At 56.1% G+C, this 20,920-nt stretch carries 21 protein-coding genes; 8 read left to right on the forward strand and 13 right to left on the reverse strand.

The window, feature by feature from the left end; all coding sequences use genetic code 11:
* Positions 1-30: 30 nt before the first annotated feature.
* Positions 31-288, reverse strand: a complete 258-nt coding sequence (locus FOV68_RS01780) for a YdgH/BhsA/McbA-like domain containing protein (RefSeq protein ID WP_010670183.1) — start codon at positions 286-288, stop codon at positions 31-33.
* 38 nt (positions 289-326) lie between these two features.
* Positions 327-584, reverse strand: coding sequence for a DUF1471 domain-containing protein (locus FOV68_RS01785; RefSeq protein ID WP_031592385.1), 258 nt, complete (start codon positions 582-584; stop codon positions 327-329).
* A 307-nt stretch (positions 585-891) separates the two neighbouring features.
* Here FOV68_RS01785 and FOV68_RS01790 point away from each other — a divergent pair, with 307 nt between their 5' ends.
* A complete protein-coding gene (locus FOV68_RS01790; protein ID WP_031592386.1) occupies positions 892-1,542 on the forward strand; it encodes a TetR/AcrR family transcriptional regulator in 651 nt (216 codons plus the stop codon).
* Between the two features lie 47 nt (positions 1,543-1,589).
* On the opposite strand, the gene rhaM is transcribed toward FOV68_RS01790, so the two are convergent.
* From rhaM to rhaB, 4 genes are read right to left on the reverse strand one after another with little or no spacing between them, the layout of a single operon-like run.
* Complete coding sequence (gene rhaM, locus FOV68_RS01795) at positions 1,590-1,904, reverse strand: L-rhamnose mutarotase (RefSeq protein ID WP_010670186.1); 315 nt, start codon at positions 1,902-1,904, stop codon at positions 1,590-1,592.
* The gene (gene rhaD, locus FOV68_RS01800; protein ID WP_143990229.1) at positions 1,894-2,736 is read right to left on the reverse strand and encodes a rhamnulose-1-phosphate aldolase; all 843 of its coding nucleotides are present in this window, start codon (positions 2,734-2,736) and stop codon (positions 1,894-1,896) included. Before rhaD ends, rhaM begins: the two co-directional genes overlap by 11 nt.
* Positions 2,737-2,746: 10 nt before the next feature.
* Entirely contained in the window at positions 2,747-4,003 is a 1,257-nt protein-coding gene (locus FOV68_RS01805; RefSeq protein ID WP_069026303.1) for an L-rhamnose isomerase, read from the reverse strand.
* Positions 3,996-5,468 (reverse strand): rhamnulokinase, encoded by a 1,473-nt coding sequence (gene rhaB / locus FOV68_RS01810; protein WP_031592391.1) that lies wholly within the window; start codon positions 5,466-5,468, stop codon positions 3,996-3,998. The genes FOV68_RS01805 and rhaB overlap by 8 nt, the downstream gene beginning before the upstream one ends.
* Before the next feature lie 291 nt (positions 5,469-5,759).
* Between rhaB and rhaS the strand changes: the two genes are divergently transcribed.
* Together rhaS and rhaR are read left to right on the forward strand one after the other, a co-directional pair.
* Positions 5,760-6,581, forward strand: a complete 822-nt coding sequence (gene rhaS, locus FOV68_RS01815) for an HTH-type transcriptional activator RhaS (RefSeq protein ID WP_029519076.1) — start codon at positions 5,760-5,762, stop codon at positions 6,579-6,581.
* Between the two features lie 11 nt (positions 6,582-6,592).
* Positions 6,593-7,456 (forward strand): HTH-type transcriptional activator RhaR, encoded by an 864-nt coding sequence (gene rhaR / locus FOV68_RS01820; RefSeq protein WP_143990230.1) that lies wholly within the window; start codon positions 6,593-6,595, stop codon positions 7,454-7,456.
* Positions 7,457-7,803: 347 nt separating this feature from the next.
* On the opposite strand, the gene rhaT is transcribed toward rhaR, so the two are convergent.
* On the reverse strand, positions 7,804-8,838 hold the full coding sequence (gene rhaT / locus FOV68_RS01825; RefSeq protein ID WP_033787799.1) for an L-rhamnose/proton symporter RhaT: 1,035 nt from the start codon (positions 8,836-8,838) through the stop codon (positions 7,804-7,806).
* Positions 8,839-9,197: 359 nt separating this feature from the next.
* On the opposite strand from rhaT, the gene FOV68_RS01830 reads away from it, so the two are divergent.
* A complete protein-coding gene (locus FOV68_RS01830; RefSeq protein WP_010244743.1) occupies positions 9,198-9,521 on the forward strand; it encodes a hypothetical protein in 324 nt (107 codons plus the stop codon).
* 43 nt (positions 9,522-9,564) lie between these two features.
* The gene (locus FOV68_RS01835) at positions 9,565-9,663 is read left to right on the forward strand and encodes a YoaK family small membrane protein (RefSeq protein WP_008925225.1); all 99 of its coding nucleotides are present in this window, start codon (positions 9,565-9,567) and stop codon (positions 9,661-9,663) included.
* A 3-nt stretch (positions 9,664-9,666) separates the two neighbouring features.
* Here FOV68_RS01835 and FOV68_RS01840 read toward each other — a convergent pair whose 3' ends face one another.
* Positions 9,667-9,933, reverse strand: a complete 267-nt coding sequence (locus FOV68_RS01840; RefSeq protein ID WP_010244737.1) for a DksA/TraR family C4-type zinc finger protein — start codon at positions 9,931-9,933, stop codon at positions 9,667-9,669.
* A gap of 196 nt (positions 9,934-10,129) precedes the next feature.
* Between FOV68_RS01840 and aldA the strand changes: the two genes are divergently transcribed.
* Complete coding sequence (gene aldA, locus FOV68_RS01845) at positions 10,130-11,566, forward strand: aldehyde dehydrogenase (protein WP_143788934.1); 1,437 nt, start codon at positions 10,130-10,132, stop codon at positions 11,564-11,566.
* 75 nt (positions 11,567-11,641) lie between these two features.
* Here the strand turns inward: aldA and FOV68_RS01850 are convergent, their stop codons facing one another.
* The gene (locus FOV68_RS01850) at positions 11,642-12,910 is read right to left on the reverse strand and encodes an MFS transporter (RefSeq protein WP_143788935.1); all 1,269 of its coding nucleotides are present in this window, start codon (positions 12,908-12,910) and stop codon (positions 11,642-11,644) included.
* Positions 12,907-14,328 (reverse strand): M20 family metallopeptidase, encoded by a 1,422-nt coding sequence (locus tag FOV68_RS01855; protein ID WP_143990231.1) that lies wholly within the window; start codon positions 14,326-14,328, stop codon positions 12,907-12,909. Before FOV68_RS01855 ends, FOV68_RS01850 begins: the two co-directional genes overlap by 4 nt.
* A 140-nt stretch (positions 14,329-14,468) precedes the next feature.
* On the opposite strand from FOV68_RS01855, the gene FOV68_RS01860 reads away from it, so the two are divergent.
* Positions 14,469-15,383, forward strand: coding sequence for a LysR family transcriptional regulator (locus tag FOV68_RS01860; protein WP_010244726.1), 915 nt, complete (start codon positions 14,469-14,471; stop codon positions 15,381-15,383).
* A gap of 429 nt (positions 15,384-15,812) precedes the next feature.
* Here FOV68_RS01860 and FOV68_RS01870 read toward each other — a convergent pair whose 3' ends face one another.
* Positions 15,813-17,408, reverse strand: coding sequence for an ABC transporter substrate-binding protein (locus FOV68_RS01870; RefSeq protein WP_143990233.1), 1,596 nt, complete (start codon positions 17,406-17,408; stop codon positions 15,813-15,815).
* 127 nt (positions 17,409-17,535) lie between these two features.
* Between FOV68_RS01870 and pepT the strand changes: the two genes are divergently transcribed.
* Entirely contained in the window at positions 17,536-18,762 is a 1,227-nt protein-coding gene (gene pepT, locus FOV68_RS01875) for a peptidase T (RefSeq protein ID WP_143990234.1), read from the forward strand.
* A 36-nt stretch (positions 18,763-18,798) separates the two neighbouring features.
* Here the strand turns inward: pepT and FOV68_RS01880 are convergent, their stop codons facing one another.
* Together FOV68_RS01880 and FOV68_RS01885 are read right to left on the reverse strand one after the other, a co-directional pair.
* Positions 18,799-19,575, reverse strand: a complete 777-nt coding sequence (locus FOV68_RS01880; protein ID WP_010670199.1) for a transporter substrate-binding domain-containing protein — start codon at positions 19,573-19,575, stop codon at positions 18,799-18,801.
* Positions 19,576-19,640: 65 nt separating this feature from the next.
* Positions 19,641-20,807: a methionine aminotransferase gene (locus tag FOV68_RS01885; RefSeq protein WP_033757747.1), complete on the reverse strand. Its 1,167-nt coding sequence runs from the start codon at positions 20,805-20,807 to the stop codon at positions 19,641-19,643.
* Positions 20,808-20,920 lie beyond the last annotated feature (113 nt).

The following is a 20,920-nucleotide window of genomic DNA, read 5'->3' on the forward strand; positions in this document are numbered from 1 at the left end:
AAGCCTGTTCAGGGTTATTTACCGCTCACTTTATCTATAAAGAACGGCTGTGCCATGCAGGTTGTTGCTGCCAGAGGTCGAAGTGATGCGGAAAGACTTTGCTCCTGCATCGCTGGCCTTTTCTGACAGTTGCTGCTCCAGCGAAAGCAGATTAGTACTGCCCGTTGCGCTGATGACACCGATTTTTTGCTGATCCAGCGGTGTGCTGCTGACCTGCTGGGCCGCTACGCTGGCAAATGACAGACCGCTTAGCACCGCCGCCACGACCATCATATTGATACTTTTCATAACGAACCCCTTCTCACTTATTCTGTTGAAAACCAAAATTACTGATAAATCACAGCCGTGCCGTGCAGTTTGTTCTGGCCGCTGGTTGAGGTGATGCGGAACGATTTCGCACCCGCTTCATCCGCTTTAGCACTCAGCTGCGCTTCAACAGAAGACAGATTGGTGCCGCCCAGTACAGAAATGGTGCCAACTGGCTGCTGATTAACAGGTTCGCTGGTCACCAGGTCAGCGGCAGATGCGCCAAAAGTCAGAGTAGTCAGTGCTAGTGCTGCCAGGGTGGTTTTGATGTTTTTCATAATAATCTCTCTATTCAATATTGAAATTCGGTTGGTCTGAATGGGTTGTCACTATTTAATTAATGACCGTTAAACAAATGATAGACCCCGATACGGTTTGTCGTCAACATTTATTTAATGAGCGTTATTTTATTCTCCAAGTGGCGTGATTATGGGCTTCAGCCTCATTTCTGACTTAACCTAAGGGGCTGTAATAATGCGCTGACGCACAAAATGGCAACCCCTGTCGTCGGCATCCACGCCAGGCCTTGCACATTTTTATAATGATCGGTAATTTAATAGGGTGTTTTACTGTCAGTGAGGGTGTATGAGTCAGGTTCAGGATTGCGATGTAAAGAAATGCCGCGGCCGACCAAAAGTGTTCGATCGCGAAGCAGCGCTCGATAAAGCACTGACCCTGTTCTGGACGCACGGTTACGAGGGAACTTCTCTGGCCGATCTGGTGGCCGCAACCGGCGCGAAAGCACCGACCCTCTACGCCGAGTTTGTCAATAAAGAGGGGTTGTTTCGCGCGGCGATGGAGCGCTATGTGGAGAAGTTTAGTGCATGGCGTGAAGCGGCATTGGGCGATGACCAGTTACCGGTGGATCGGGCTATTGAAGCCTATTTCCGCGCCACCGCGGCCTGTTTTACCGAACGTGACTCTCCCGGCGGCTGTTTCTTTATCTGCACCTCGACCGCCCTGTCGGCGGCTTCAGCAGAGATTGCCACCATGCTGCAACAGCAGCATCAGTCGCAGGAGCAAGTGTTAAAAGATTTTCTGCTGGCGCGTCAGCAGCGTGGCGAACTGAGTGCGTCAGTAAATATTCCCGCGCTGTCACGTTATCTGAGTTGTATGCTGCAGGGCATGTCGGTGCGGGCGCGTGAAGGCGTTGAGCGTGACGATCTGGAGAGCATTATTGATACGCTGATGGCGATGTGGCCGACACTGACCGGCTTGTGTCAGGCTAAGCGTTAAAAATATCAGGGCGGCGATGCCGCCCTTTTCATCTTTTATTCCCGATTTTATTCCAGAAAGAAAACCGGTTTTAATGGCTCACTGATCGGGCTGTTATCTGCATTCGACGGCATCAGATCTTTCATTGATGCCCACCAGCGCTGACAGACCTCTGTTTCCGCCACCGCGTTCCAGCGCTCCTCAGATTCAATCTCAACGCTGGCGAACAGCAGATGCCGCTCGGCGTCCAGCCAGATGGCATAGTTGTGCGCGCCGTGCGCTTTCAGGGTTTCGGCCAGTTCAGGCCAGATCGGTGAGTGCCGACGCTCATACTCTGCATGGCAATAAGGATTCACCTGCATCACAAAGGCTTTACGCAGCATTAGCAGGCCCTGCATCCAGCGCCGGTTGCCACGGCGTCACACCAAAGCGCTCACCCAATGCAACCAGCTGTTCTGTGGTGATACTCTGACGAATCCCGCCCATCGACAGCACTTTGACGATCACTTCTGAGGATTTCTCCGCCGTATCAATCAGACCAAAAGTCTCATCGAGTGTCGGGCCCGTGCCAAAGACACCGTGGAATGGCCACATCACCAGGGTATGTGACTGCATCTGCCCGGCGGTCGCGGTGCCGATTTCATCGGTGCCGGGCACCATCCAGGGTAAAACACCCACACCATCCGGGAACACCACCAGACATTCGGTACTCCCTTCCCACAGCAGGCGGGTAAAGCGGGCGGAATCCATCTCAACCACATAGCTTAAGGCCATAAAGTTGGTAGCGTGACAGTGCATGATCACCCGGTCTGCCCCCTTGCTGACCGCTTTACGCACCGCATGAGACTGAAAGTGTGACGCCAGTTCAGAGGTCGGCAAACCGCCATTCGACAGGCCCCAGTGAATATTATAAGAGAGCCCTTTGTCATCGACCTGCAGCAGTGCCAGACAATCCGCCGGATCCAGCTGGACATTACGCATGAATTTTCCTGACCCGGTCACCAGAAACCAGTCATTCGCCAGCGCTGGCGCGGGTTGTGTCAGCTCAATACAGCGCGGTTCATGGCAGAAATCAGCGGCAAAAGGTTTAACCTCCTCTTCCAGCAGACGCAGGCTGACATTACCGCCGTTACGTTCGTCCCAGCCCTTCAGCCACATATCGCTGGTAGCTTTGACCATTCCCTTAACAAACCCTGAAGAAAGAATGCTTTGCATAGTGAAATCCTTAACGTTGGCTCAAAATCTGTTGTTCATAATGGCGGACGTCGCCTAACCAGCTGGCATCAGCCGGGACGTCATGGCGCAGGCACCAGGCTTCCCATACCGCCTGCCACGGCAATGATTTTTGCTCTTCCAGCAGCGTCAGCCGTGCGGTGTAATCGCCCTCGTTTTCGGCCTGGCGCAGACGGTCGGTTGGCTCCAGCAGAGCACGCAGCAGCGCTTTTTTGGTGTTGCGGGTGCCGATAACCCAGGCAGCAATCCGGTTGATAGAGGCGTCGAAGAAATCGAGTCCGATATGCACTTTGTCGAACAGTTGATGGCGGACGATCTCACTGGCGATCGCCTGAGTTTCATCATCCAGCAGCACCACATGGTCGCTGTCCCAGCGCACCGGGCGGCTGACGTGCAGCAGCAGACGCGGCACATAGAGCATCGCGGCGGAAATTTTGTCGGAGATCACTTCGGTGGGATGGAAATGTCCTGCATCCAGGCATAGTGCCGTCTGGCGGCTGGCGGCGTAACCAAGATAAAACTCATTGGAGCCCACGGTGTAGCTCTCTGCGCCAATGCCAAACAGCTTGCTCTCAACCGCGTCGATATGGTGCTGCGGGTTCAGTTTTTCTGAGATGACCTCATCCAGTGCGCTCATCAGACGCTGACGCGGGGCCAGGCGATCCACGGTAATATCTTTCATACCGTCCGGCACCCAGATATTCATCACTGACGGCGTGCCAAGCTGCTCACCAAACGAAGCGGAGATTCGGCGACTCGCTTTGCAGTGATCGATCCAGAACTGACGCACGGTTTTATCACTGTGCGACAGCGTAAAACCGTCGGCACTCATCGGATGCGAGAAGCAGCTGGGGTTAAAATCCAGCCCTACCTTGTGCTCTTTCGCCCAGGCGACCCAATTGGCGAAATGGGCAGGTTCAATGGCATCCCGCTCTACTGGCTTGTCGCTTTCCAGATAGATAGCGTGCAGGTTCAGACGTTTTGCGCCTGGGATCAGAGACATCGCCTTGTCGATATCGCTGCGTAATTCACTGGCATTCCGTGCCCGCCCCGGATAGTTGCCGGTCGCCTGGATACCGCCTGTTAATGCGCCCTGTGGGTTCTCAAACCCCCGGACATCATCCCCCTGCCAGCAGTGCATCGAGACAGGAATGCTGTCCAGCTGGCGAATGGCCTGTTCAACATCAACTCCATTGTCAGCGTAGCGTTGTTTAGCCAGTTCAAAAGCCTGTTCAATCTGCTTAGTCATAAGCGGGTTCCTTAGCGGGTTGACTCAGCGTCGCAAAGCGTGCCTGACTGGCACTGAAGACGCTGTGAGTTTGCGGTTCGAATTTTTCCAGTGGGAAGTTGTTGATGACGCTGCAGCGGAAATCAGCCACATCGATCAGTTCGCCAAGTGCAATCAGCTGGCAACCAACGTTACCCAGCGTAGAGGCTTCAACCGGACCTGCCAGCACCGGAATCTGGCAGGCATCGGCACAGAGCTGGTTAAGAAAACGGTTCTGACTGCCGCCCCCTACCACGTGAAGCTGACTGAAAGGTTTGCCTCGCAGCTCTGCAAGTTCCTGGATCACCTCGCGATAGAGCAGTGCCAGGCTGTCAAATATGCAGCGGGCCAGCGCGGCGGCAGATTGTGGCACCGGCATTCCCTGCTCTGCGCAGGCGTTCTGAATCTCGTTAACCATGCTGTCGGGATTGATGAAGCGCGCATCGTTGGGACTAATCAGTGAAACACAGGCGGGCTGGCGGGCCGTCTGATCAATCAGTGCGCTGAGATCGTCAATCTGCAGTTCGCCGCAGATGCGCTGCAACAGCCATAAGCCCATGATGTTTTTCAGTACGCGGTAGCCTTCTGCGCCGCCCTCATTGGTGATATTGGCGCGTAACGCGGCATCGCAGGCATAAGGCTGCAAACTTTCAAAGCCCATCAGCGACCAGGTTCCGGAACTAAGATAGGCCGCATCGTCCTGCATCAGCGGCGTTGCCAGAACCGCGCTGGCGGTGTCGTGAGTGGCGACAGCAATCACCGGGACCGGCACACCCGCGCTATTGACCCAGTGGCCGACGGTGTTGCCCGGTGCCTGCGGCTGACCGAACCATTCAGGAGCAACCCCCGCCCAGGCGAGCAGATCACGATCCCATTCGCCGCTGTGTATATTGAGCATTTGCGTGGTGGTGGCGTTGGTGTATTCCCAGTTGAGATTGCCGGTCAGCCGATAATGCAGGTAGTCCGGCATCATCAGCGCATGCGCCACGCGGGCCTGCCAGTCGGGCTGCTGCTGATGCAGGGCACGCATCTGATAGAGCGTATTGAATGGCAGAAACTGAATGCCGGTTCGGGCGTAGATGGCACTGCGGCTCAGTTCGTGCTGCGCCTGCTCCATCAGGCCGTGGGTGCGCGCATCGCGGTAGCTGACCGCCTCACCCACCGGCTCGCCCTCTGCATCCAGCAGCACCATATCAACGCCCCAGGTGTCGATACCGATACTGTCTGGCACAATCTTCTCTTCATCTAACTGAGCCAGCCCGGCGCGTATCTCCTGCTCAAGCATCGTCAGATCCCAGCAGTCATAACCGGCACGACGCTGGCGCTTATTTTTAAAGCGCCGGACCTCACGAAGCGCGAGCTGGCGCTGCGCTGCATCCCAGCTTGCGAGCATGACGCGCCCGCTGGATGCTCCGAGATCAATAGCAACAATGTTTCTCCTGGTCATGGCGACTTTTCCCTGTGATTGAGTGGTCACAGAGTAAAAACCTGGCCGGTTAAAGACCTTCCCCGGAGTGCCAGCGGCTGATAAGCCCTGGCAGACTTGCAAAGAACTTCGTGAGAGAGATCACATAGGCGAAAGGCAGGAGGATGTGACCCCTGCCGCAAATCTGTTAACTGCTGAGGATTTCTTGAAAAATCAGCATGATTCCTGCTGAGTCAGGCTGAAAATTCAAGGTAAGGTTAGCGCGTGCTGATTAGACTGCGTTACGGTTTTGTTAAGCAGCGAGAGATGACCATGACCATATTGCACAGTGCGGATTTTTTCCCTGAAGGCGATTACGCCATTGCGATTGAACCCCGCATACCCCAGGCAGCCTTCCCGGAACATCATCATGATTTCCATGAAATTGTGCTGGTTGAGCAAGGCTCTGGCATTCATGTGTTTAATGGTCAGCCACAAACGCTATGCGCCGGTTGCGTCTGCTTTGTGCGCGATCACGATCGTCATCTCTACGAACAGACCGACAACCTTTGCCTGACCAACGTGCTTTATCGCAGCCCCGGCGCGTTTCGCTTTCTCTCCGGGTTACAGGCTTTACTGCCCTGCGATCAGGACGGGCAATATGCTTCCCACTGGCGCATCAATCAAAAGGTGATGACGCAGGCGCTGAGTGTGGCGGCGCAGATGCAGCCGGATGATACCTGGTCGATGGAAAAACAGGCGCGTCAGGAACAGCTCTTTTTACAGTTGCTGGTGCTGTTGCGTGAGGCGTGCATTGATGGACAGAGTCAGGATCAGGAGGCGCGGCTGCATCGTCTGCTCGACTGGCTGGGTGAGCATTACAGTGATGAGATTATCTGGGATGAACTGGCTGATCGCTTCTCCCTGTCGCTGCGTACCCTGCATCGGCAAATGAAGCAGCAAACCGGCAGCACGCCGCAGCGCTACCTGAACCGTGTGCGGCTGTTGCAGGCCCGTCATCTGCTGCGTCACAGTGATATGCGAATTACCGATATCGCCTTCCAGTGTGGATTTGGTGACAGCAACCATTTCTCAACCCTGTTCAGGCGCGAATTTGGCTGCGCACCGCGAGCGGAGCGCCAGCAGATGATGTAAAGGAGCCAATCATGGCGTTGATACTCAGTCGGGATGACTATTTTCCCGCCACTACTCTACCGGTGGCGGTCGCCGAAAGGATGCCACAACCCTCTTTCCCGCCGCACCGACACGAGTTCAGTGAAATCGTGATTGTCTGGCGCGGCAATGGCCTGCACGTACTCAACGATCGGCCCTGGCTGATTACCTGTGGCGACGTTTTTTATATCCGCGACAGTGACTGCCACAGCTACGACAGCGTTAACGATCTGGTGCTGGATAACATCCTCTACTGCCCTGACCGCTTTGGTCTTGCTCTTGACTGGAATCAACTGCTGCCGCAACAGGGGCCGGATTCGCCAGGCGGCTGGCGGCTGACCACGCGAGGGATGGCGCTGGCCCGGGGAGTGATCAGCCAGCTGGAGCGTGAAAGCCGAAAAAGCGATCCCCTGTCAGTTCAGCTCTCAGAGGCGCTGTTTTTACAGCTGGCGCTGATTCTGCGCCGCCACGGCTACGCGGCCGACCGCCCCTGGGCGTTGCCGGAGGGCGAACAGCTCGATCTGCTGATGTCAGCGTTACAGGGTGCGATTGCCCGCCCCTTTGATCTCGCAGAGTTTTGTCAGCTGAACCAGCTCAGCGAACGGGCGCTGAGGCAGCTTTTCCGTCAGCAGACCGGGATGACTATCGGTCATTACCTGCGTCAGCTGCAGCTCTGTCAGGCAAAATATCTGCTGCGCACCCAGGATTGTCTGATTAGCGAGGTTGCCGCCCGCTGCGGCTTTGATGACAGTAACTATTTTTCGGTGGTCTTCACCCGTGACACCGGTTTACCTCCCAGCGCCTGGCGACAGCAATTTATCGCGCCACGCCAGGCGCTGAAAAGTTCCACGTCTTAATAAAACGGGCCTTCATTGAACGCTGTCGAGCAATTTACTGCACAAAAGTAGCAATAAATCAGCTAAAAGGCGCAGGGAACACGCTCAGAAGAGGAAAGCGTCCCACACCATGGATAAAACGCCGGGAGCGTTTTTGAACAACGCAACGCATTGGCCCGGCTACGGGCGCACCTCAGGGAGGAGGTCCGTAATCGTGCGGGCCGGGCATGATATGGATGGCGGCTTTTACGTCTTTCCGATCTGACCGGGTTCCCTGAGCGGGCACGATCTGACCGCCATTCTGCTAACCGCTAAGGGCCTGCATAGCAGGCCCTTTCTGTATTAAGACAGCGTCTCTGTATTCGCAATCAGGCTGCCATACCCAGACCAACAATATTGGCGGCAATGATAATCACCACACAGCCGATTGATAACACGCTGACCGGTCGGCGCCCCGCAGACTTCCACTCCTTCATCAGCAGCCCCACCAGACCACCACACAGGACATAAAGACTCATGTGCAGCATCCAGCTGACATAGTCATACTGCGCCGGGATTCTGGCATGGCCCCAGGCATAGAAGAAGAACTGCAGATACCACATGGTGCCGCCGAGCACCGCAAACGCGGTATTAGCAATCAGCAGCGACTTCCCGACCGAGAAGTCTTTACGCACCGACAGCTCTGGCCGGGTGGCCAGCCGCCAGAAACAGAAGGCCAGATTAACCAGTGCCCCGCCACCCATAATGATCACGTAGCTGGGCAGAGCCACATACAGCGGATCGATGCCAAGATTAGCGGCGGCCTGATGCATGGGTTTAGCCGCATCCATGGCAAAGGACATACCCGCCGAGAAGATGCCGCACATCACCGCCAGCACCAGTCCTTTTCTGAGATTAAACTCTTCTGCGTTAATCCCCAGCGCCCGCTCTTTTAACAGCCCGGCACGCGACACAATTCCGACGCCAATCAGTGCCACCAGTACGCCCAGCAGGGTTAACCGGCCACCCGCCGACGCGAAGAGCTCACCAAAGCGCCCCTGCAGAAGCGGTGTCATCAGCGTGCCGACCACCAGGGTAATGCCAATCGCGATACCGATACCCATCGACATGCCGAGATAACGCATGGTCAGGCCGTAGTTGATATTGCCTATGCCCCACATCGCGCCAAACAGAAATACCGGTGTCAGCTGCGAAAGCGAGAAGCTGCTGTAATAGGCCATAAAATCTGGCAGTAAAATGGCACTTACCGCCCACGGCAGGATCAGCCACGACATCAGGCCACCGATCGACCACATGGTTTCCCATGACCATCTTTTCACCTGTTTAAAAGGCGCGTAGAAACACGCGGCGCTGGCAGCTCCGACAAAATGCCAGAAGATACCCGCAATAATGGCACTGTTCATTGTTATTCCCCGGTTAGGTTGAGGCCTGTCGGAAACCTGTCTGCTTCCGCTCAGCAGGCAGTCTACGTTCAGCAGGAATTCCTCAGCCTTTGGATAAATGCCGGAAGCCACAGTGAAGTGGCAATATTTACCCGTTGTGCCCATCAGGGATCACAATTTCACCGTTGTCAGAAAACCGGACGATCAGTTAAGTAAGTAACTTATTATTCAATGTTTTTTTCATTTTTGCTGTGTGGCGCAGCACAATTCTGATCTGACTGCCATTCATAAGGGAAGGTTGGCAAATGTGCAAAGAAGCCTTTCATTAACGCGGGCAAGGCCGTATAAACTGGGGAAAATTGATCGGATCAGGGAATGGGATGACGACGAAGTGGTTAACACTGTTTCTTTCGCAGTCAGTCAGCCAGGTAATGCTGGATGATCTGCGCGCGATATTACCTGCAGATGCGATAAAGGTGTTTGTGAATGGCCTGGATGAAACCCACTATGCCACCCTTGAGTGTGTGCAGGCGGATCAGCATTGCGCCCTGATCGCCTCAGCGATAGTGGTCTGGCGTCAGCTCGGGCATGTCCACCATATTCTCTATAAAAAAGGTGAGGTGTTGCGGGAGGAAAATGATGCAACGCAGTTCCAGCTGTTCACTCTGCTGAAAACCCACCGCGCCGTATTGCAGATCTCATGATAAGATCGCAGCCCCTGAAATCGCTGTTTGCAGCAGGTAAATTATGAGAATTGGAATTCTGTTTCCGATCGCCATCATTGTGGCGGGCGTGGGCTTTCTGGCGTGGTTTATTGGCAGTGGCCTGGCGATGCCAGGCTCCTGAGGATCAGCGCAACTGACTGTCTTTACTGCCCCGACGGTTATATAAACTGCTGGTCTGCTGTTGCTTGTCGATTTTTTCCTGACACGCCACACAATAATGCACGCCTTTAAGCGCCTGACGACGCGCTTCGGGGATCGGCTCGCCGCAGAGCTCACATTCGGTGGCGCTTTCGCCCTGTCCGATCGACTGTCTTACCCGCTCAATGCCGTCATTGACGGTGCTATCGATCTGTTCCTGTACTGCGCCTTCTGACGCCCATCCATTTGCCATGATTTAACCCCTTTATTACCACTTCACTCCTTTAAATCTACAACATATTGACGTTTTTGCCGCAGAACTCACCGATATCTGTGATTGGCTGCCAGCCGCTCCCGGCAGCTGGCAATCAGCTAAAGGTAGCCCTGAGCAATCTGTTTCACCCTGCCATCACATTACTGCAACGTATCGATAGCGGAGAGCTAAGCGAATGACAACACATCATCAACATTTCATTAATGGCGAATTTGTAGCCCATCAGGGTGACCGTTGGATTGAAGTGATCAATCCGTCCACGGAGGCGTTGCTGTCCCGTATTCCCCAGGGCAGTCGTCAGGATGCCAGCCTTGCCATCAGCGCCGCAGAAGTGGCTCAGCCTGGATGGGAAGCGCTGCCTGCAGTAGAGCGCGGCGTCTGGCTGCACAAAATTGCCACCGCCATCCGCCAGCGTGAGCCTGAACTGACGGCAACCATTGTGGCTGAGGGTGGAAAAACCCAGGGACTGGCGAAGACCGAAGTGATGTTCACTGCCGACTACCTCGACTACATGGCGGAGTGGGCGCGGCGCTATGAAGGTGAGATCATCAACAGTGACCGCCCCAACGAAAACATCTTTCTGTTTAAAAAAGCGATCGGCGTCACTACCGGAATACTGCCGTGGAATTTCCCCTTCTTCCTCATTGCCCGCAAAGCGGCACCGGCCCTGATCACCGGAAACACCATCGTGATCAAACCCAGTGAGCTGACACCGAATAATGCGGCACTTTTTGCCGACATCATACAAACGCTGGGCCTGCCTGCTGGCGTCATTAACTTTGTTTATGGTCTGGGACCGGAAGTAGGACAGGAGCTGGCGGCAAATCCCAGGGTCGGTCTGGTGAGTCTGACCGGAAGCGTCGGTGCGGGCATTGCCACCATGGAAGCCGCGGCTAAAAATGTCACCAAAGTGTCGCTGGAACTGGGTGGCAAAGCCCCCGCCATCGTGATGGATGATGCCGATCTCGAGCTGGCTGTGCGGGCGATCGTCAGCTCGCGGATCATTAACAGCGGTCAGGTCTGCAATTGTGTAGAGCGGCTCTATGTGCAGGAAGGCATTTACGATCGTTTTATCAGCGCGCTGACCGCCGCGTTTCAGCAGGTGACATTTGGCGATCCGGCCGAACGTAATGATATCGATATGGGTCCGCTGATTAATGCCGCAGCACGGGATCGGGTTGAGCAGAAAGTAGCAGAGGCCGTCGCCGCAGGGGCAAAAGTGGCGCTGGGCGGCAAGCGCGCCGGAGATAAAGGCTTCTTCTTTCAACCCACCTTGCTGACTGAGGTGCGCCAGGAGATGGCGATTATGCAGGAGGAGATTTTTGGCCCGGTTCTGCCGGTGATGAGTTTTAAAACGCTGGATGAGGCGATTACGCTGGCCAACGACTGCGAGTATGGGCTGACCTCCTCGATTTATACGCAGAATCTGAATACCACCATGACCGCGCTGCGAAAGCTGAAGTTCGGCGAAACCTATGTTAACCGTGAAAACTTCGAAGCGATGCAGGGTTTTCATGCCGGATGGCGTAAATCGGGTGTCGGCGGTGCCGATGGAAAACATGGTCTGGAGGAGTATCTGCAGACCCATGTTGCCTATTTACAGTTCAGTTAATCACTGGCTCGATCTTACCGCCTCCCGTACCTGACGTTGTCAGTACCAGAGTGGGCCAGTAATCGGCCCACTCTTTTATGCCACCCGCTTACTGCAGCGCAGCAGCGCGATGCCACTCAGCACCGCCACGGCCATCAGGTAGTATCCAGGCGCCAGACTGCTGCCGGTGGCGGCTATCAGCATGCTGCAAATCAGCGGTGCAAACCCGCCAAATACCGTCACGGCCACGTTATAGCTGATCGCCATGCCGCTGGCGCGCGTGGTCGCCGGGAAGAGATCGGCCATCACCGACGGCACCGTGGAGAAATAGACCGACTTGAGTAACGCCATCCACGCCACCAGCAGGATCAGCGTGGTGGGCGTAGTGTGATCGACCATCCATTTGAAGGCGGGATAGATCGTGACCATCAACAGCAGCAGCGATCCCCACATCAGCGGCAATCGGCCTATCCGCTCCGCCCACAATCCCATTATGGGCGTCACCACCGTCAGGATAATCCCTGCGACCAGCGTGGCGGTAAAGGCTACCGACCCCGGCAGATGCAGCGTTTTGGTGGCGTAGGTCGGAATGTAATTGAGCATGTAGTTGACGGCGGTCGAGATCACCATCACCCCAATCGCCAGAGTGATCAGCGCTTTCTGCCGCCCGAACAGCGTTTTCAGCGGTGCGGCTTCCTTCTCCTGCGTCGCAAAGCTGGCGGACTCCTGCACGTGACGGCGAATGTAGATCCCCAGCGGCCCAATGAGTAAGCCGAAGGCAAACGGGATACGCCAGCCCCACGCCTGAATCTCGCTTTCGCTCAGCCAGTGTGTCAGCCCCAGGCCGAACGCCGATGCCATCAGAGTACTGGCGCCCTGGGTGGCGAACTGCCAGCTGGCGATAAAGGCTTTGCGCTCGGGAAAATGCTCTACCAGGAAAGCGGTGGAACTGCCAAACTCGCCCCCGGCAGAGAAGCCCTGTATCAGACGCGCCAGAATAATCAGCAGCGGCGCTGCCAGACCAATAGTGGCGTAACCCGGCATAAAGGTAATGATCGCCCCGCCCAGCATCATCAGATTGATTGAGAGCAGCAGCGCTTTTTTACGGCCATGGCGGTCGGCATAGTTGCCCAGCACGATGGCACCCAGCGGACGGATCAGGAATGAGATGCCGAAGCTGCCGAAGGTCAGCAGTAGCGACACCGACGGATCGCTGACCGGAAAGAAGACGTGCGCGATGTAGCTGGCGAAGAAGCCATACACCGCGATGTCGAACCACTCCAGCGCGTTACCAATGCAGGTAGCGAACAGCGTTTTGTGCAGGCTCGGTTTCACCTGCGGAGTACTCTGCGCGATGCTGCTCATTGTTCACCTCTCCGCCACTGATGGTGGCGTGACATCAGTTGTTCGCCCTCTTCACCCAGTTGCCAGAAAAGGCGGGTCATGATCGCCAGCCCTTCACGTGCAACAGAGGTGAGCATGTGTTCGTTAACGCCGTGCTGGCCGCAGGCCGGATAGGAATGGGGCACCCACAGCGTCGGGAGGCCGAGGATATTGGCAAATACCTCATTGGGCAGTGAACCGCCGAGATTGGGCAACAGCGCCGGTTTTTTACCGCTGCTGCGGGCCAGCGTGTCCAGCGCCCAGGCCACCAGCGGATCCTGCGGATCGAGCCGCGTTGCAGGTGAACCGCGCATAAATTCCACTCTGACGTTATCGAAGCCGTGCTGACGCAGGTGACTTTCGACATGCCGGACCAGATTTTCCCAGTCGGTGCCGACCACAAATCGCAGCTGACACACCGCCGTGGCGCTGCCGGGAATGGCGTTCATCGGACGTGCTGGGTTACCGGTTTCAAACGCCAGCACCTCCAGCGTGTTCCAGCCATAAAGACGCTCCGCAGGCGTCAGGCCCGGTTCTCCCCAGCCGTCGGCCAGCGCCGGATCGCCCGGCATTCCGCCCACCTCGATATCACTGAGGATGGCGCGCACCGCATCGGTAAGGGAGTCCGGTTTCAGCGCGGCGACCTGCAATACACCCTGTGCATTCACCAGGCAGGCGAGCGCATTGGCCAGCTGGGTGCCGGGATTACTCAGCAGTCCGCCCCAGTTGCCGGAGTGATAGGCGTTGTCGCGCGCCCTGATAGTCAGACGAAAGTTCGCCGCGCCACGCGAACCCAGGAACAGTGTCGGCCGCACCGCGTTCAGTCGCGGGCCATCAGAGGCGATGAAGAGGTCTGCCTGTAACAGCGCCCGCTGCTGCTGGCAAATCTCCGCCAGCCCCGGTGAACTGATCTCTTCACCCATTTCAAACAAAATTTTGCAGTTGAAGCCCAGTGCGCCACCGCGTGCCTGCCACACCTGCTCCAGCGCCGCGAGATTGATGCAGTGCTGGCCTTTGTTGTCCGCGCTGCCGCGTCCATACAGGCGGTCATCTTCAGCCATGAGTCGCCACGGTGATAAACCGTCGCGCCAGTTCTCATCGTCGCCGAACACCACATCGCCGTGGCCATAGCAGAGCAGCGTCGGCCTGGAGGGATCTTCAATAAGCGTGGCAATCAGAAACGGCGGGCTGCCGGGCTGCGGATTCTCAAACGGGTGCAGCGTAAAGCCCATCGCCGCCAGTTGCGGGCCAATCTCCTGCTGCAGATAGTTCTCCAGCTCCGCCTGCCTGCTGGCGTGCTGGCTTTCGGTCACGCAGGAAATTCGTCGTGCCAGCTGTTGCTGAAACTCGCCACTGTCGAAATAGTGCATCGCCTGGTCAACGGTCTGTTGCTCTGTCATGTTTGCCCTGTCTGTTCTTTTTATCGTGCTTTATCTTTGACAAACTTCTCTCTTTGCCACAATTATTAATTTATCGAGTGAGCCTTGCTTTTAAAGCAAGCCATGCCTGCCCTTTTATGATGCGTTTTGCCGGAGTGACCATGTTAAGCAGTGAGATCCGCTATTTCCTGGCGGTCGTACAGTGCGGATCGCTCAGCGCCGCCAGCGAGCAACTCTTTGTGGCGGTGTCGGCGATTAGTCGCCAGATTCAGCGCCTGGAGACGCAGGTCGGTGTACCGCTGTTTGAGCGGCATGCACGCGGCATGGTATTGAACGAAGCGGGTGAAATATTCGCGCATCATGTGCGTAAGAGTCAGCTCGATATGGAATATGCGCTGGCGGAGATTAAGGGGCTGAAAGCAATACGGCGCAGCCTGATTCGCATCGCCTGCACCGACGGAATGGCGTTCAGTCTGCTGCCGGGTCTGCTGGCGGAGTTCCGTCAGGCCAATCCCGGCGTGCTGTTTGCGCTTAATGTGACGCACTCGCAGGGCGTGGCGGCATGCGTCAGAGCTGGGGAATGCGATGTTGCGCTGCAGTTCAGTCTGCAGCCGGAGCGCAGCGTTGAGGTGCTCGGCTCGTGGCCGGCGCCGGTGTTACTGGCGATGCATCAGTCGCATCCGCTGGCATCGCGTCAGGTGACGCTGGCCGATCTGCATGGCTGGCCGCTGGCGTTGCCAGGTCAGCATACTACCGTGCGGCAGTTGTTTGACCTCTCCTGTCAGATGAACGACTGCGTGGTCGAGCCGGTGCTGACCTGCGACTATTTCGCTACGCTCTACCACTTTTTGCTGCATACCCCGCAGGCAGTAACCATTTGCAGTGCGTTTACCCTGTTGTTTGAGCGCGACACGCAAAATCTGGTGTTGCGTTCGATGGGGGTGGATCAGCTGAGTCAGCGTACGTTGCAGCTTCAGACGGTGTCCGGCCGCCAGCGGAATGCGGCGCTGACGCTGTTTCTGCAGTTTTTGCAGCAGCGGCTGACGGAGATGGACCAGCAGGTGAGGATGGGATGAGGGGTACAGGCTTAAAGGAGTTTGGTTGTTAAAGTCTGCGCTGGATGGCTGTCAGATAGTGCTGGCTTAGGGAACACGACCCGATCGGAAAGTCGCAAAAGCCGCCCTCCATGGCATGCTCGACCCGCGCGATTACGCACCTCATCCCTGAGGTGCGCCCGTAGCCGGGCCAACGCGTTGCGTTGTTCAAAAACGCTCCCGGCGTTTTTGTCCATGGCGCGGGACGCTTTCCTCTTCGGGTCATGTTCCCTTCGCATTGAGCTTTATCATTGCGGTCATATAAACCCTGACATTAGTACAGCTTTATCATTGCGGTCATATAAACCCTGACATTAGTGCAGCTTTATCGTTGCGGTCATATAAACCCTGACTTTAGTGCATAAGCTTAGCCCCACTCGTAAGTGGGGCTCTGGCTTTAGCGGCAATCACTTACTGCTTAATATCAACCTGATAGAAGATATGTTTGCCGAACGGATCGACCTGATAGCCGCTGACCGATTTGCGCACCGGCTCAAAGATGGTGGAGTGCGCAATCATCACCGCAGGCATCTGGTCATGCATCATCTGCTGTGCCTGCAGATAGAGCGCGGTGCGTTTGCCCTGATCCGGCTCGGCGCGGGCTTCGGTGATTAACTTCTCAAATGGCTGATAGCACCATTTTGAGGAGTTGGAACCGCCCTGTGCCGAGGTACAGCTGTAAAGCGGGCCAAAGAAGTTGTCCGGATCGCCGGTGGCGGTGGTCCAGCCCATCAGTGCCGCCTGATGCTCGCCGCTGCGCACGCGTTTCAGGTATTCGCCCCACTCATAGCTGACGATATTGGCTTTGATGCCGACTTTAGCCCAGTCCGACTGAATCATCTCCGCCATGCGGCGCGCATTCGGATTGTAAGGCCGCTGAACCGGCATCGCCCAGAGCGCAATTTCGGTACCCGGTTTCACACCCGCCTGTTGCAGCAGGGCTTTGGCCTTCTCTGGGTCGTAGTCGTAATCTTTCAGATCTTTGTCGGCGCTCCATACGCCCGGTGGCAGGATATTTTTCGCGACCGTGCCGGTGCCTTTAAATATCGCATCGATGATCGCCGGTTTGTTGATCGCCATCGCCAGCGCCTGGCGCACTTTGACGTTATCGGTTGGCGCTTTGGTGGTGTTAAACGCCAGGAAGCCGGTATTCAGACCCGCCTTCTGTTCCAGGGTGATATCCGGGTTAGCGCGCATCTTTTCAAGATCGGCGGGATTAGGGAATGGCATTACCTGACACTCATTCTTCTCCAGCTTGGCATAGCGCACGGAGGCATCCGGCGTGATGCTGAACACCAGCCGATCGAGCTTCGCCTTGCCCTGCCAGTAGTCCGGGAACGCTTTGTAGAGAATGCGGGAATCTTTCTGATACTGCACCAGCTCAAACGGGCCGGTGCCGATCGGGTTCATATCGACCTTCTCCGGCGTCCCCGCTTTCAGCATCGCGTCTGCATATTCCGCCGCGTGGATCGAGGCGAAGTACCAGGCGAGATCGGCAAGGAACGGCGCTTCCGGATGGGACAGCGTAAAACGTACGGTGTGGTCATCGACCCGGTCGATACTTTTAATCAGCGTGGAGAGCTCCAGGCTTTCGAAGTTGGAATAGGTGCCGCCAGAGACATTGTGGTAGGGATTTTTCGGGTCCATCTGGCGCATAAACGAGAAGATCACATCGTCGGCGTTGAAGTCGCGGCTGGGTTTGAAGGCTTTATTGCTCTGAAACTTCACGTTCTTGCGCAGATAGAAGGTGTAAACCGTGCCATCCGGGCTGATTTCCCAGCGTTCCGCCAGGCTGGGCACCAGATTGGTGGTGCCGGGCGTAAAGTCCACCAGCCGGTTAAAGACCGGCACCGCACTGGCGTCAACGCTGGTCCCGGAGGTATAGAGCTGCGGGTTAAAGTTCTCTGGCGATCCCTCAGAACAGAAGACCAGCGTTTTGGCGTTAACGCTGCCAGCCAGCGCTATCCCAGCCGTAACAAGCGCTAAGGTGGCTATCTTGATTTTCATTATTATCCTCGCTTTGTATTGACTTCCGGTGATCACAATATCTAAATGAATCATTCAGATGCTTCATTGATAGCACGATTCGGCACCATAACGAACCCCGCCGGTGGCTGACTAATAAGGAATAGTGATGACAGACAAACTTGAGTCGCAGCTCACAGAACGTTTTTTCCGTTACCTCGCCATCAGCAGTCAGAGCGATGCCAAATCCACCACCCTGCCCAGCACGCCGAGCCAGCACGCCATGGCGGAACTGCTGGCGGATGAGCTGCGCGCATCAGGGCTGGATAAGGTGGTGATTGATGAACATGCCACGGTGACAGCGGTGAAACGCGGCAACCGTCCTGACGCGCCGCGCATCGGGTTTATTACGCATATCGATACCGTTGATGTCGGTTTGTCGCCCGATATCCACCCGCAGATCCTCACCTGGCAGGGCGAAGATCTCTGTCTGAATGCACAGCAGGATATCTGGCTGCGCCGCGATGAACATCCGGAGATCGCGCCCTACGTCGGTCAGCAGGTGATCTTCAGCGACGGCACCAGCGTGCTGGGCGCGGACAACAAAGCGGCGGTCACCGTGGTGATGACGCTGATGCAGAACCTTAACGGCGACCACGGCGACATCGTGGTGGCCTTTGTGCCTGACGAAGAGATTGGCCTGCGCGGCGCGAAAGCGCTGGATCTGGAAACGCGCTTTAATGTCGATTTCGCCTGGACCATCGACTGCTGCGAACTGGGCGAAGTGGTCTATGAAAACTTCAACGGTGCTGCAGCAGAAATTGTGTTTACCGGCGTACCGGCCCATCCGATGTCGGGCAAAGGGGTGCTTGTCAATCCGCTGCTGATGGCCCATGACTACATCAGCCTGTTTGATCGGCTGCAGACCCCGGAGCACACCGAAGGCCGTGAAGGCTATATCTGGTTCAATGAGATTCAGGCCAACGCCAGCAAGGCGACGCTGAAGGCCTCCATCCGTGATTTTGATCTGACCAGCTTTGCGGCGCGCAAGCAGCAGTTGCAGCAGGCGGCAGAGGATCTCGCGGCGCGTTACCCCACCGGCAAGGTGAGCGTGAGTATCAGCGATACCTACAGCAATATCAGTAACGCACTGGGTGAGGATCGTCGGGCGATTGACCTGATCTTCAGTGCTTTTGCCGCACTGGAGATTGAGCCGAAGGTGATTCCGATGCGTGGCGGTACAGACGGTGCCGCGCTGTCAGCCAAAGGCCTGCTGACGCCGAACTTCTTTACCGGCGCGCACAACTTCCATTCACGCTTCGAATTTCTGCCGGTAACGTCGTTTGTGAAGTCCTATCAGGTGGCGGAAAAACTCTGTTATCTGGCAGCGAAATAAGCGGAGGAATCGGGCGCAGAACGCGCCCGATTGCGATTATGGCTTCGCGCTGACATCAATGCCTGGGAAATATTTTTCAGCCAGCTTTTTGATGGTGCCATCGCCCTGCACTTTAGCAATCGCCGCATCCAGTGACTGCTTCAGCTGCGCGTCATCCTTGCGCAGGCCGTAGCCGATGCCTGAACCAAGAATCGCGTCATCTTCTACTGGCTTGCCAACAAAACCAAAGCCTTTGCCCTGCGGTTTATCGAGGAAGCCAGACTGACCGGCAGCGGACATCACCAGTGTGCCATCCAGGCGGCCCGCGACCATGTCGTTGTAAACCTGGTTCTGATCCTGATACGAGGTCACGGTCACACCCTGCGGCTCCCAATGCTTCTTCGCATAGGTTTCCTGAATGGATCCCTGCAACACCCCGATGTTCTTGCCCTTCAGACCTTCGGCGGTCGGTGCCAGATTTTCACCGGTCTTCGCCACTAACATGGTGGGAATACGGTAGATCGGCTGCGTAAACGCAATGCTTCTGGCGCGCGCTTCGGTGATGTTCATCGCCGAGTTAATGGCGTCGAACTTTTTCGCCTGCAGTGCCGGGATCAGCGCATCAAAACTGCTCTCAACCCAGTGGCAGCTGAAGTTGCCCGCCTTACAGATGGCATTGCCCAGCTCGATATCAAAGCCTTCCAGCTCCCCTTTAGCATTGCGACTTTCAAAAGGCGGATATTGTGACTCCACGCCGTAGCGTAAATCCTGTGCCAGTGCCTGTACCGATGTCATCATGCCCAGAGCGAGAAAAAGCGCGTTCAGTTTCTTCATTATGTTATTTACCCCGAAAAGTCCTGGTTACCTGTTCCCCGAGCTGACTCACGCGGTGGCGTGAATCAGCGAGAAAAAGCACATAGCGCAGCCGCGCCAGCCTCAAGTGTCGCCTCGTCTTTAGCAAAAGAGAGCCGAATCAGTTTGTTATCTGTGCCATCCATATAAAACGCCGACAGCGGTATGGTCGCCACACCATGATCGACGATAAGACGTTTTACCATTTCACTGTCCGGTTCGTCACTGAAATGTCCATAGCTGGCGAGCATAAAGAATGAACCAGCACTCGGCAGCAGCCGGAACGGGGAGTTCTGCATCAGGGCGATCAGCCGATCCCGCTTCTGCTGATAGAAGGCGCTGAGCGACAGATAGTTCTCTGGCGTCTGCAGATAGTGTGCGAAACCGACCTGCATCGGCGTATCGGCGGCGTACATCATAAACTGATGCACTTTCACCAGCTCAGTCATCAGCTCTGCCGGTGCCAGACAGTAGCCTACCCGCCAGCCGGTGACGTGGAAGGTTTTGCCAAACGAAGAGACAATGACGCTGCGGGCTGCCAGCTCCGGATGCGTCGCCATCCCACAATGCGGTCGGCCATCAAACAGAATATGCTCGTAAACCTCATCGGAGAGCACCACGATATCGGTGTTGCGGATTAAGGCTGCCAGCTGATTCAGGTCGTCGGGGGTCAGCACCTGCGCGCTGGGGTTGTGCGGCGTATTAATAATAATCATCCGGGTGCGCGGCGTGATTGCTGCCCGCAACTGATCCCAGTCGATAGCAAATGACGGCACCTGCAACTTCAGGCCAATCGGTTTACCGCCCTGCAACCGCACCACCGGCGCGTAGCTGTCAAACGCCGGTTCAAAGAAGATCACCTCATCGCCCTGATGGACCAGTGCGGTGATCGCCATATAGAGCCCCTGGCTGGCGCTGCCGGTGATCAGCACTTCACTGGCGGCATCATATTGTTGTCCATAGAGCGCCTGAACTTTGCTGGCAAGCGCGTCGCGTAAGGCGGGCAAGCCCATCATGGCGGCATACTGATTATGTCCTTCCTGCATCGCGCGGCTGACTGAGTCGACCAGCGCCGGATCACAGGGGAAATTGGGCGCGCCCTGCGACAGGTTAATCGCCTGATGCTGCGCCGAAAGCTGGCCAATCACGCTGAAAATAGTGGTGCCGACGTCCGGCAATTTTGAGTGGATAGCGACAGGCGTTTTCAGGGACATACTCTCTCCGTCAGGGGCATAACCGATCAGATGCGGTAAATAGCTATTCAACGGGCTGCGACTTGAGTCGGCAAGCGAAATGTCGTCATAATAGCCATGACAAAAATGCATAG

Source organism: Pantoea sp. paga (assembly GCF_007558755.1).
GTDB lineage: Bacteria > Pseudomonadota > Gammaproteobacteria > Enterobacterales > Enterobacteriaceae > Pantoea > Pantoea agglomerans.